Raw genomic sequence first — 12,710 nt, 5'->3', positions numbered from 1 at the left:
AACCAAAAGGAATCCGAAACCGTGGATCTGGCTAACCTCAGCGCCTTTATCGCCATTGCCGAAACCGGCAGCTTCTCCGCGGCAGGTGAGCGCCTGTTCCTGACCCAGCCGGCGGTCAGCAAACGTATTGCTGGACTGGAACAACAGCTCGATGTGCGCTTGTTCGACCGCCTGGGCCGCGAGGTGACCCTGACCGAAGCCGGGCGTGCCCTGTTGCCGCGCGCTTACCAGATTCTCAACGTGCTCGATGATACCCGCAGAGCGCTGACCAATTTAACCGGTGAAGTTGCCGGTCGCCTGACCCTGGCCACCAGCCACCACATCGGTCTGCACCGCCTGCCCCCGCTATTACGGGCGTTTACCCGTCAGTACCCGGCTGTGGCGCTGGATATTCAGTTCATGGATTCGGAACAGGCCTACGATGAGATCCTCCACGGCCGCGCCGAAATTGCCGTAATCACCCTTGCGCCTGAGCCTCATCACCTGGTCAGGGCGGTGACGGTCTGGGATGACGCCCTGGACTTCGTCGCCGCCCCCGAGCATCCGCTGGCTAGCAACGCCGTCGTCAGCCTGGCGGACGTTGCTCGCCACCCGGCGGTGTTCCCCGGTGGCAACACCTTCACCCACCACATCGTCCAGCGCCTGTTCGAAAGCCAGGGCTTGACGCCCAACATCGCCATGAGCACCAACTACCTGGAAACCATCAAGATGATGGTGTCGATTGGCCTGGCCTGGAGCGTGCTACCCCGCACCATGCTCGATGAGCAGGTTGCACCCATCGCTTTACCCGGCATACAGCTGTCGCGCCAGCTAGGCTACATTTTGCACACTGAGCGCACGCTATCGAATGCAGCCAGGGCCTTCATGGCCTTGCTCGACAGCCACGCGGGGTCCGCCTGACCGCCCGTCAGCCCGGCATTTCCAACTCAAGGACGCATCACACGCCAAAGGTCTGGTACCCATGCCCAAATCAGCGAATCGCTTTCCGCGCTTGCCGCGTATCCCTGCGGCTGACCCCCAGGAGTCGGAGCAAGCCTGGCAGAACGCCCCGCAATTGCTCGCCGCGCTCAATGGCGCGCGCCTGGGGGCCTGGCTGTGGGACATCGACACCGGCCGCATCAGCTGGTCGCGCGGCACCCAGGCGCTGTTCGGTTTCGATCCGCGGCGCCCGTTGCCCAACGACATCGATTATCTGGACCTACTGCCGGAAGAGGACCGCGCCCGTACCCGCCAGCTGTTTCACGCCGCCGTCAATGGCGAGCCGGTCGAGCAGGCCATGCGCCACCGCATCCGTTGGCCTGACGGCAGCCTGCATTGGCTGGAGATCAACGGCAGCCTGACCCATGATCGCCAGGGTCGGCGACAGATGATCGGGGTGATCCGTGAAATCACCCGCCAGCGCGAGCGGGAAACCGCACTCATCAACTCGGAGAAGCGCTTCGCCACGCTGTTTCACCTGAGCCCGAACGCGATTCTGCTCAGTCGGCGCCAGGACGGCATGATCATCGAGGTCAATCAGCACTTCGAAGACATGTTCGGCTGGACCGGCAGCCAGGTCGTCGGCAAGACCAGCCTGGAGCTGGGCCTTTGGGTCAACCCGCAGCAGCGCGATCAGGTCATGGAGGCGACCCGCGCCAACAACGGCCCGGCGATCATGGAGGTGCAGTTCCGCGCCAGCTCCGGAAAACTCCATGACGGCATACTCTGCACCCAGCGCATCGAGCTCGAGGGCCTGACCTACCTGATCAGCACCTTCGTCGACACCTCCGAGCGCAAACGCGCCGAGCTTGCCCTCAAGGACAGCCAGGAACGCCTGGACCTGGCGCTGGACTCGGCTCAGCTAGGGACCTGGGATTGGCACATTCCCAGTGGCATGCTCTATGGCTCGGCGCGCGCCGCCCAGCTGCACGGCCTGGAGCCGGTGCCGTTTCACGAATCGTTCGAATCGTTCTTCGAGGGTGTGTCGACCGATGAACGTGACAACATGCGCGATGCCTACCGCAGCCTGCGCGAAGGGCCGGCCGGCAATTATCAGATCACCTACCGCGTGCAACTGGACAATGGCGCTTCGCGCTACATCGAGAGCCGGGCACGGCTGTACCGCGACGAGCACGGCAACCCCTTGCGCATGGCCGGCACCTTGCTCGACATCACCGAGCAGGTGGAGCGCGAGCAGCGCTTGAGCGCGTCGGAAGAAAAGTTCGCCAGCCTGTTCCAGGTCAGCCCAGACCCAATCTGCGTCACGCGCCAGGACACCGGGCAGTTCATCGAGATCAATCCAGCGTTCACCCAGACGTTCGGCTGGAAGGCCGAGCAGGTCATCGGCCGTACTGCCGAAGAAATCGGGCTATGGTCGGAGCCACCCGAGCGCGCCCAACGCATCGAGCGGGTGATCCGCGACCAGGCGCTGAGCAATGTCGCAGTGCTGGTCAACCACCGCGATGGCATGCTGCTGACCTGCGTGATCGCCAGCCGCCTGATCAGCGTCGACAACCAACCGTGCAGCGTCACCACCCTGCGCGACATTACCCAACAGCAGCGTGCGGAAGCTGCACTGAAGTCCAGCGAGGAGAAGTTCGCCAAGGCGTTTCACTCCAGCCCCGACGCCATCATCATTACCGAGCGTCGCAGCGGACGCTATCTGGAGGTCAATGATGGCTTCAGCCGTCTGACCGGCTACAGCGCCGACGAAGTGATCGGGCGCAGCGCCTATGAGATCGGTATCTGGGCGGACGACAAGCAGCGTAGCGCCCTGCTCACCGAACTCAAGGAACTGGGCCGGGTTCATCACCGCGAGATGCTGGGGCGCAACAAGCGTGGCGATATTCTCACGGTGGAGGTCTCGGTCGAGCCCATCAGCATCAACGAGGTCGATTGCCTGCTGCTGACTGCGCGCGATGTCAGCCAACTGAAAAACGCCCAGGCGCAGATCCGCCACCTGGCCTATCACGACCCGCTGACCAACCTGCCCAACCGGGCCTTGCTGATGGACCGCCTGAGCCAGCAGATCGCCTTGCTGCGCCGCCACCATCTGCGCGGCGCGTTGCTGTTCCTGGACCTTGACCACTTCAAGCACATCAACGACTCACTGGGCCACCCGGTGGGCGACACCGTGCTGAAAATCATCACTGCTCGCCTGGAGGCCAGTGTGCGCCTGGAGGACACCGTGGCGCGCCTGGGTGGCGATGAGTTCGTGGTGCTGCTAAGTGGCCTCGAGGGCAGCCGCGAGGCAGTCGAGGAACAAGTGCGAGCCTTGGCGGACACCTTGCGTGAGCTGCTGGCCGAACCCATGTCGCTGGACGGTCAGCGCCTTCAGGTGACGCCCAGCATCGGCGTGGCGTTGATTCCCGATCATGGCGCCACCCCGGCGGATCTGCTCAAGCGTGCCGATATCGCCTTGTACCGGGCCAAGGACTCAGGCCGCAACACGACGCAACTGTTCCACAGCACCATGCAAAAGGCGGCCAGCGAACGCCTGCGCATGGAGAACGACCTGCGCCTGGCGCTGGCACGTGGCGAGCTGGCGCTGCACTTTCAGCCGCAAGTGGATGCTCGCGACAACCGCATCGTCGGCGCCGAAGTGCTGTTGCGCTGGCATCACCCGCAGCTGGGCCAGCAACCCCCTGCACAGTTCATCCAGGTTCTGGAAGAAAGCGGTCTGATCCTCGAGGTGGGGAGTTGGATCCTCGATGAAGCCTGTGACGCCTGCGCTCGTCTGCTGCATGACGGCTTGATCGATGCCGATGACTTCAGCCTGTGCGTGAACATCAGCCCGCGGCAGTTTCGCCAGAACGACTTCGTCCAACGCGTGCTGCGCAGCCTGGACGACCACCGCCTCGCACATCAGATACTCAAGCTCGAGATTACCGAGGGCATCGTCATCCAGAACCTGGAGGACACCATCAACAAGATGCGCGAACTCAAGCGCTACGGTGTGAGCTTCGCCATGGACGACTTTGGTACCGGCTACTCTTCGCTGACCTACCTCAAGCGCCTGCCGGTGGACGCCTTGAAGATCGACCAGACGTTTGTCCGCGATGCCACCGACGACCCCAACGATGCCGAGATAGTCCGCGCCATCGTGGCCATGGCGCGCAGTCTCGACCTTGCGGTGATCGCCGAAGGTGTCGAGCTGACTGAACAACTGGCATTTCTCGAGCGGCTGGGCTGCCACCTGTACCAGGGCTACCTGCACAGCCGGCCGCTGCCGTTCGAGCAGTTCCGCCAAATGCTGCTCGAGGCGCGTGCTGGCGACTGAAACGAACAAAGGGCACCCGAAGGTGCCCTTTGTCGTATCACACTGCCCGCATCAGTTCAGCGCAGGCTTGTCGCCGTTGATCGGGATGCGCTTGGCCTTGGCTTCTTCAGGCACGATGCGCAGCAGATCGATGCTAAGCAAGCCGTTGGCCAGGCCCGCCGATTTCACTTCGATGTGGTCGGCCAGACGGAACGACAGCTTGAACGCGCGCTGGGCAATGCCCTGATGCAGGTAGGTCACCTCAGCGGCGGCGTTTTCGCGCTTGCCACCGGTTACGGTCAGAACACCTTTCTCGACTTGCAGGTCGAGGTCCTGATCCTGGAAACCGGCTGCAGCAACCACGATGCGGTAGTGGTCATCGCCATGTTTTTCCACGTTGTAGGGAGGGTAGCTGCTACCCGCCTCATTGCGTGCCGCGGATTCGAACAGGTCGTTGAAACGGTCGAAACCAACGGAATGGCGGAACAGTGGAGCGAGGGAAAATGCGGTAGTCATGTCATGAACTCCTGAGATTCAGCAAGTAAAGTCACTGCGCGACCCGACTTCGGCATCGCGTACTCAGAAGATAGGGACGCGGCAAACGCTTTCAAGGGCGCCTTGCAAAATTTTTTTTGCAGGGCGCACCTGCGCTCAGGCGACGCACGGCTCCAGCCTTACGGGATCGACTCCAAGCAGGCGGCTGATGCGCCCGCAGTCATCTTCACGACGCAGCTCGGCGAACAACTGCACGGCTTGTGGGTAGCTGCGGGTCAGCATCGCCAGCCACTGCTTCAAGCGCCCTGGCGCATAACGCGGGGACAACTTGGCCTGGGCCTGGCGCCAGAATTCACGCAGCAAGGGCAGCAACTGCTCCCAGCTCAACGGCTGATAATCGCGCCGGTCGCGGGCCGCCGCAATTTGCAGGGCCAGATCAGGCCGAGACACCAGCCCCCTGCCCAACATGATGTGCTCGGCGCCGCTGACTTCGCAGCAGCGGCGCCAGTCGTCGACGGTCCAGATCTCGCCGTTGGCGAACACCGGCACTGCGACCACCTGCTGCACCCGGGCTACCCATTCCCAATGTGCCGGCGGCTTGTAGCCCTCTACCTTGGTGCGCGCGTGCACCACCAGGTGCGCCGAGCCGCCTTCGGCCAGCGCGCGGGCGCAGTCCATGGCGCCATCGGGGCTGTCGAAACCCAGGCGCATCTTCGCGGTGACTGGAATATGAGCAGGCACGGCACGGCGGACTTCACGCACGATGGCATGCAGCAACTCAGGCTCCTTGAGCAGCACCGCACCACCGCGCGATTTGTTGACGGTCTTGGCCGGGCAACCGAAGTTCAGGTCGATGACCGGCGCCCCCAGTTCGCAGGCGAGTGCGGCGTTGTCGGCCAGGCACATCGGGTCCGAGCCCAGCAACTGCACGCGCATGGGCACGCCAGCGGCTGTCCGCGCACCTTGGCGCAGCTCCGGTGCCAACTTGTCGAACGAGGAAGCGGGCAGCAGGCGGTCGCACACGCGGATGAACTCGGTGACGCACCAGTCGATGCCGCCCACGCGGGTCAATACGTCGCGCAGGATGTTGTCGACCAGCCCCTCCATGGGGGCCAGGGCAATTTGCATTTCTCGTTCTCGCGGAAAAAGGCGGCAGTCTACCAAACAATGCGCGCGCTTCAGCGACCGATCAGCGCCGGGCCGTAGCCTTCGAGAAATTCGGCGGGCATGCGCTTGGGCTTGCCAGTGGAGAGTTCGATGCAGGCGAATGTGGTCTGCGCCCGCAATAAGGTCACGCCGTCACGTGGGCGCTTGAGCTGAAAGCGTCGAGTCATGCGCAGGCGCTGATCCCAATCGACGATCCAGGTTGCCAGTTGCAGCTCGTCGTCCTCGTAGCCAGCGGCGTGGTAGTCGATTTCATGGCGCACAACTGCCATCGCCCGATCAAGACGACGGTACTCTGCCAGATCCAGGCCCAGACGCTGAGAGTGGCGCCAGGCGCAGCGTTCGAGCCAGGTGACATAGACTGCGTTGTTGGCGTGGCCGAGCCCGTCGATGTCTTCGCTACTCACGCGCAAGTCGATGATGAATGGCGTTGCCAAGTCCCAGCTCATGCCCGCTTCCTTGAGATAAAACCGAATTTAGCCGGGTAGATGCGCTAAAAGTCCAGTCTTGTGTGACGCTGTGCCGCCACTGGCTAATGCCGGGATTTATCAGGAAAAAAACAAAAGGCCCATTCAATATGCGAATGAGCCTTAAAAGTCCCGCAAAACGCGGGTAAAAAATGGCGTCCCCTAGGGGACTCGAACCCCTGTTACCGCCGTGAAAGGGCGGTGTCCTAGGCCACTAGACGAAGGGGACGTAACCTTCGCGCAGGTTCAACAGTGTGAACCCTGGCAGAAATGGTGGAGCTAAGCGGGATCGAACCGCTGACCTCCTGCATGCCATGCAGGCGCTCTCCCAGCTGAGCTATAGCCCCGAAACAAAGGCTTATTCAATATGCGAACAAGCCTTTTAAGTCCCGCAAAACGCGGGTAAAAGTGGCGTCCCCTAGGGGACTCGAACCCCTGTTACCGCCGTGAAAGGGCGGTGTCCTAGGCCACTAGACGAAGGGGACGTAACCTTCGTGCCGGTTCGCTTGCGCAAACCGCGGCAAAATTGGTGGAGCTAAGCGGGATCGAACCGCTGACCTCCTGCATGCCATGCAGGCGCTCTCCCAGCTGAGCTATAGCCCCGGATTTTTAGCCTCGCGGCCCAGCGACTGTGAAACATCGCTTGTGCAATACTGGCGTCCCCTAGGGGACTCGAACCCCTGTTACCGCCGTGAAAGGGCGGTGTCCTAGGCCACTAGACGAAGGGGACGAACCTTCTTACCTTCAAGACCTGGTTGCTGGACCCGGTCTTGCTCGACAGCCATGACTGCCGAACGGAATTTGGTGGAGCTAAGCGGGATCGAACCGCTGACCTCCTGCATGCCATGCAGGCGCTCTCCCAGCTGAGCTATAGCCCCACAATGTCACTCTGAACCGAAGCGCTGGCTGGGTGCCTGGCGTATCGTTTACGTTCATCGCTGTGGACGGGGCGCATATTAAGATCGGCAGGTCAGACTGTCAAACGAATTTTTCAAAAACTTCAAAAGTTTTTTCACAGATAACAATCACTTACCGCCCTGCCCTGCCGCAACTGCCCGCCCGGCAGCGATGGCGCGCCCCCCGGCCCTCAAGCGATGGTCAGCAAAAGCTTCTCCCACTCTTTGTTTTCTTTCTTGGAAACCCCGCCCAGCAGGTCAAGCGCCTGGCGCAGACGGTAACGGGTCAGGTCTGGGCCAAGGATCTCCATGGCGTCAAGCACCGATACCGAGCTGGCTTGGCCAGTGATAGCCGCGAACATCAGCGGCATGGCGTCTCGTAGCTTCAGTTGCAGCGCGTCCACCACTGCCTGAATGCAGCCGGTAATCCGCTCTTTTTCCCACTGACGCAGGCCTTCGAGCTTCCACAGGATCAACTGCAACACCTGACGCACCTGATCGCCCGAGAGCTTCTTGCTTTCGAACAGCTTGGCATCGAGCTTCAGTGCACCCTCGAAGAAGAACCCGCCCAACGGTGCGATCTGGCTGAAGGTTTCGACCCGCCCTTGCACATGCGGTGCGATCTTCATCATGTAATCGCTGTTGAAGGCCCATTGCTGCACGCGAGCGGCGAATGCCTCGACCGGCAGCTCCCGCAGCCACTGGCCATTGAGCCAGGACAGCTTCTCGATGTCGAAGATCGGGCCGCCGAGCGATACCCGCGACAGGTCGAAGTGCTCGACCATTTCGGCCAGCGAGAACTTCTCACGCTCGTCCGGCATCGACCAGCCCATACGGCCGAGGTAGTTGAGCATCGCCTCAGGCATGAAACCCATACGTTCGTAGAAGGTCACCGAAGTCGGGTTCTTGCGCTTGGACAGCTTCGACTTGTCGGGGTTACGCAGCAGGGGCATGTAGCACAGCTTGGGCTGCTCCCAACCGAAATACTCGTACAGCTTGATCAACTTCGGCGCCGACGGCAGCCATTCCTCTCCACGCAGTACATGGGTGATACCCATCAGGTGGTCATCGACGACGTTGGCCAGGAAGTAGGTCGGCAGGCCGTCGTTCTTCATCAGCACCTGCATGTCCATGCGATCCCACGGGATCTCGACATCGCCACGCAGCATGTCCGGCACCACACAGACGCCTTCGCTCGGCACCTTCATGCGGATCACGTGCGGCTCACCTGCGGCCAGCCGGCGCTGCACTTGCTCATCGCTCAGCAATAGTGCACGGCCGTCGTAGCGCGGCGTTTCACCACGCGCCATTTGCTCGGCGCGCATTTGCTCCAGCTCCTCGGCGGTGCAGAAGCAGTAGAAGGCGTGACCGGCATCAACGAGCTGCTTGGCGTATTGGGCGTAGATTTCGCCGCGTTCGCTCTGCCGGTAGGGGCCGTGGGGGCCACCGACATCCGGACCTTCATTCCACTCGATGCCCAGCCACCGCAGGGCGTCGAAGATCTGCTGCTCAGATTCACGGGTGGAGCGCAGCTGATCGGTGTCTTCGATGCGCAGGATGAACTCACCGCCGTGCTGCTTGGCGAAGCAGTAGTTGAACAGGGCGATGTAGGCAGTGCCAACATGGGGATCGCCAGTGGGCGATGGCGCGATACGCGTACGAACGGTGGTCATGGAGGGTCTCGAACGAAAGATGAAACAGAGGCGCGATGTTAGCAGGGAGCAGGCACCCGGCTCCAGCGGTGGTACTCAGCATGCCCTGCCCTGCTGCCCCGGCGCCATGCCTGCAGTGTCATCACGTGGTGATCAAGCGCTCGCGCAGTTGGGTGATTTCGTCGCGCAACTGTGCGGCTGCCTCGAATTCGAGATCCCGGGCGAACTGCATCATTTTTTCTTCCAGTTGCTTGATGCGTTTGGTGATCTCGCCAGGGGTCCGCAGCTCGGCTTCGTAGCGCGCGGTTTCCTCCGCAGCCTTGGCCATGCCCTTGCGTTTCTTGCTCCGCGCACCCGGCACCGTGGCGCCTTCGAGGATGTCGGTGATGTCCTTTACCACGCCCTTGGGCACGATGCCATTGGCTTCGTTGAACGCCAGCTGTTTCTCGCGGCGACGCTCGGTCTCGTCAATGGCACGCTGCATGGAGCCGGTAATGTTGTCGGCGTACAGGATCGCGCGACCATTGAGGTTACGCGCCGCCCGGCCGATGGTCTGGATCAGTGAGCGTTCGGAGCGCAGGAAGCCTTCCTTGTCGGCGTCAAGGATCGCCACCAAGGATACCTCGGGCATGTCCAGGCCTTCGCGCAGCAGGTTGATGCCCACCAGCACATCGAAGGTCCCCAGGCGCAGGTCGCGGATGATCTCGACGCGCTCCACGGTGTCGATGTCCGAGTGCAGATAGCGCACCCGCACATCGTGGTCGGCCAGGTAATCGGTGAGGTCTTCGGCCATGCGCTTGGTGAGCGTGGTCGCCAGCACCCGGTCGCCTTGCTCGACGCGCTTGCGGATCTCGGACAGCAGGTCGTCCACCTGAGTCAACGCCGGGCGTATTTCGACCTGCGGGTCGACCAGACCGGTCGGACGCACCACCTGCTCGACCACCCTACCCGCGTGCTCGGCCTCATAGGGCCCAGGCGTTGCTGAGACGAAGATGGTCTGCGGACTCACCGCTTCCCATTCATCGAAGCGCATTGGCCGGTTGTCCAGCGCAGAAGGCAGACGGAAGCCGTACTCGACCAGCGTCTCCTTGCGCGAGCGGTCGCCTTTGTACATGGCGCCGACCTGCGGAACACTGACGTGGGATTCGTCGATGACCAGCAAGGCATCGGCCGGCAAGTAATCATACAAGGTCGGTGGCGGCGCGCCGGCTGGGCGACCGGACAGGTAACGCGAGTAGTTTTCGATACCGTTGCAGTAGCCAAGCTCGAGGATCATCTCCAGGTCGAAGCGGGTGCGCTGCTCGAGACGCTGGGCCTCGACCAGCTTGTTGGCCTTGTGCAGGTACTCGAGCCGGTCCTTGAGCTCGGCCTTGATGCCCTCTACCGCGTCCAGCAGCGTCTCACGCGGGGTGACGTAGTGGCTCTTGGGGTAGAACGTGAAGCGCGGCAGCTTGCGAAACACCTCGCCGGTCAGCGGGTCGAAGGCGGCGATGTTCTCCACCTCGTCGTCGAACAGCTCGATGCGAATCGCCTCGAGATCCGATTCGGCCGGGAAGATATCGATCACGTCGCCGCGCACGCGGAAGGTGGCGCGGGCGAAGTCCATTTCGTTGCGGGTGTATTGCAGGTCTGCCAGGCGCCGCAGCAGTGCGCGCTGGTCGAGCTTGTCGCCACGGTCGACGTGCAGCACCATTTTCAAATAGGTTTCAGGGCTGCCCAGGCCATAAATGCACGACACGGTCGTGACGATGATGGCATCGCGGCGCTCGAGCAGGGCCTTGGTCGCCGACAGCCGCATTTGCTCGATGTGGTCGTTGATCGAGGCATCTTTTTCGATGAAGGTGTCGGACGACGGCACATAGGCTTCCGGCTGGTAGTAATCGTAGTAGGAAACGAAATACTCCACCGCGTTGTTCGGGAAAAACGCCTTGAACTCGCCGTACAGCTGGGCAGCCAGGGTTTTGTTCGGCGCCAGCACCAGTGTCGGTCGCTGCACCCGCTGGATGACATTGGCGATGCTGAAAGTCTTGCCTGAACCGGTTACCCCGAGCAGGGTCTGGTGCGACAAGCCGGCCTCGACGCCCTCGACCATCTGGCGAATGGCCTCGGGCTGATCGCCGGCGGGCTGGAAACGGGTGACGAGCTGGAACTCGGACATGGCAGACCTCGCGGTGACGCAGCAACTGTAAATTTAGCCAGTAGTTTATACCCATATGCGTCTCCCAGGGGTCGTTATCCAGACCAAGCTGTGAACGCGCATTACGGTTGACCGGGCAATTCGACCAATGGTCGAAAAAAATTCGGGCAAATAGCCGCAAAACCTGCGCCAGGCTGTCGCAGCCACACGCCGGTATCTCTATACTGACTCCCCGTTTGTGCACCGCTTCAGTGCATTCGGCTGGAGCGTGTACGCCTTTTCACTCTCCAATCAGAGCCGAAGTAACAATGAGCCTGTTTTCCGCTGTCGAGCTGGCACCCCGCGACCCTATCCTGGGCCTCAACGAAGCTTTCAATGCCGATCCGCGTACCGATAAGGTCAACCTCGGGGTGGGCGTTTACTGCAATGAAGAGGGCCGCATTCCGCTGCTGCGCGCCGTGATCGAAGCCGAGACTCAGCGTGCCGCCCAGCACGCCTCGCGGGGTTACCTGCCAATCGACGGTATCGCCACCTATGACCAGGCCGTGCAGCAGCTGCTGTTCGGCGCCCAGTCGCCGCTGCTGGCCGCGGGCCGTGTGGTGACCGTGCAGGCGGTGGGCGGAACCGGCGCATTGAAGATCGGTGCCGACTTCCTCAAGCGCATCTCGCCTGACGCTGTGGTCGCCATCAGCGATCCGAGCTGGGAAAACCACCGCGCCTTGTTCGAAGGCGCAGGCTTCCCAGTGCAGACCTACCGCTATTACGACGCGCCTAGCAACGACGTCAACCGCACCGGCATGCTCGAAGACCTCAACGCCTTGCCAGCGGGCTCGGTCGTGGTACTGCATGCCTGCTGCCACAACCCGACCGGCGTGGACCTGACACTGGAAGACTGGAAAAACGTCCTGGACGTGGTCAAGGCCAAGGGTCACGTACCGTTCCTCGACATGGCCTACCAGGGCTTTGGTGAGGGGATCGACGAGGACGCCTTCGCCGTGCGCCTGTTCGCTGAATCGGGCCTGGAATTCTTCGTCTCCAGCTCCTTCTCCAAATCCTTCTCGCTGTATGGCGAGCGTGTCGGTGCGTTGTCGATCGTGACCGCCTCGAAGGACGAGAGCACTCGCGTGCTGTCGCAGGTCAAGCGGGTCATCCGCACCACCTACTCCAACCCTCCGACCCACGGTGCGACCATCGTCGCCACTGTGCTTAACAGCCCTGAGCTGCGTCACATGTGGGAGACCGAGCTGGCTGAAATGCGCGAGCGTATCCATGGCATGCGCAAGCAGATGGTACTGCTGCTTGCCGAGTATGGCGCCAAGCGCGATTTCAGCTTCGTCGGGCGCCAGGTGGGCATGTTCTCCTACTCGGGCCTGAGCGTCGATCAGGTCGCACGGCTGAAGAACGACTTCGGCATCTATGCCCTGGACACCGGTCGCATCGCGGTCGCCGCGCTGAACCAGAGCAACATCCACGTGGTCACCAAGGCCATCGTCGAAGTGCTGTAACTGCTTGATTTGCCAGGAGGTGGGCTTGACTTCCTCCTGGCAGACGTTAAGATACGCGCAGATTCCGCGATAGCTCAGTCGGTAGAGCAAATGACTGTTAATCATTGGGTCCCTGGTTCGAGTCCAGGTCGCGGAGCCAAATACTGAAAAGCCCCCG

At 61.8% G+C, this 12,710-nt stretch carries 8 protein-coding genes and 7 tRNA genes; 4 read left to right on the top strand and 11 right to left on the bottom strand.

What is annotated here, in order from left to right:
• Positions 1 to 21: 21 nt before the first annotated feature.
• Both FS665_RS21690 and FS665_RS21685 read left to right on the top strand, forming a co-directional pair.
• Entirely contained in the window at positions 22 to 900 is an 879-nt protein-coding gene (locus FS665_RS21690; protein ID WP_145193161.1) for a LysR family transcriptional regulator, read from the top strand.
• Positions 901 to 961: 61 nt separating this feature from the next.
• Positions 962 to 4,258, top strand: coding sequence for a PAS domain S-box protein (locus tag FS665_RS21685; protein ID WP_145193159.1), 3,297 nt, complete (start codon positions 962 to 964; stop codon positions 4,256 to 4,258).
• A 51-nt stretch (positions 4,259 to 4,309) separates the two neighbouring features.
• Here FS665_RS21685 and FS665_RS21680 read toward each other — a convergent pair whose 3' ends face one another.
• From FS665_RS21680 to uvrB, 11 genes are all read right to left on the bottom strand, one after another.
• Positions 4,310 to 4,753, bottom strand: a complete 444-nt coding sequence (locus FS665_RS21680; RefSeq protein ID WP_145193157.1) for an Hsp20 family protein — start codon at positions 4,751 to 4,753, stop codon at positions 4,310 to 4,312.
• A gap of 135 nt (positions 4,754 to 4,888) precedes the next feature.
• Positions 4,889 to 5,860, bottom strand: coding sequence for a tRNA-dihydrouridine synthase (locus FS665_RS21675; RefSeq protein ID WP_145193155.1), 972 nt, complete (start codon positions 5,858 to 5,860; stop codon positions 4,889 to 4,891).
• 50 nt (positions 5,861 to 5,910) lie between these two features.
• On the bottom strand, positions 5,911 to 6,345 hold the full coding sequence (locus FS665_RS21670; RefSeq protein WP_145193153.1) for a thioesterase family protein: 435 nt from the start codon (positions 6,343 to 6,345) through the stop codon (positions 5,911 to 5,913).
• Between the two features lie 171 nt (positions 6,346 to 6,516).
• Positions 6,517 to 6,592: transfer RNA gene (locus FS665_RS21665), tRNA-Glu, on the bottom strand.
• A gap of 42 nt (positions 6,593 to 6,634) precedes the next feature.
• Positions 6,635 to 6,710: transfer RNA gene (locus tag FS665_RS21660), tRNA-Ala, on the bottom strand.
• Between the two features lie 62 nt (positions 6,711 to 6,772).
• Positions 6,773 to 6,848, bottom strand: a tRNA-Glu gene (locus tag FS665_RS21655).
• A 42-nt stretch (positions 6,849 to 6,890) separates the two neighbouring features.
• Positions 6,891 to 6,966: transfer RNA gene (locus tag FS665_RS21650), tRNA-Ala, on the bottom strand.
• Between the two features lie 51 nt (positions 6,967 to 7,017).
• Positions 7,018 to 7,093: transfer RNA gene (locus tag FS665_RS21645), tRNA-Glu, on the bottom strand.
• 72 nt (positions 7,094 to 7,165) lie between these two features.
• A tRNA-Ala gene (locus tag FS665_RS21640) sits at positions 7,166 to 7,241 on the bottom strand.
• Between the two features lie 209 nt (positions 7,242 to 7,450).
• On the bottom strand, positions 7,451 to 8,932 hold the full coding sequence (gene gltX, locus FS665_RS21635; protein WP_145193151.1) for a glutamate--tRNA ligase: 1,482 nt from the start codon (positions 8,930 to 8,932) through the stop codon (positions 7,451 to 7,453).
• A 121-nt stretch (positions 8,933 to 9,053) separates the two neighbouring features.
• Positions 9,054 to 11,069 (bottom strand): excinuclease ABC subunit UvrB, encoded by a 2,016-nt coding sequence (gene uvrB, locus FS665_RS21630; protein WP_145193149.1) that lies wholly within the window; start codon positions 11,067 to 11,069, stop codon positions 9,054 to 9,056.
• 287 nt (positions 11,070 to 11,356) lie between these two features.
• Here uvrB and FS665_RS21625 point away from each other — a divergent pair, with 287 nt between their 5' ends.
• Together FS665_RS21625 and FS665_RS21620 are read left to right on the top strand one after the other, a co-directional pair.
• Positions 11,357 to 12,553: an amino acid aminotransferase gene (locus FS665_RS21625; RefSeq protein ID WP_145193147.1), complete on the top strand. Its 1,197-nt coding sequence runs from the start codon at positions 11,357 to 11,359 to the stop codon at positions 12,551 to 12,553.
• A gap of 63 nt (positions 12,554 to 12,616) precedes the next feature.
• Positions 12,617 to 12,692 (top strand) — tRNA-Asn (locus tag FS665_RS21620).
• Positions 12,693 to 12,710 lie beyond the last annotated feature (18 nt).

It is taken from the genome of Pseudomonas sp. URMO17WK12:I11 (assembly GCF_007677725.1).
Classification (GTDB): domain Bacteria; phylum Pseudomonadota; class Gammaproteobacteria; order Pseudomonadales; family Pseudomonadaceae; genus Aquipseudomonas.
Note: the sequence above shows the minus strand (reverse complement) of the source record. Positions and strands in the feature narration are given on the sequence as shown.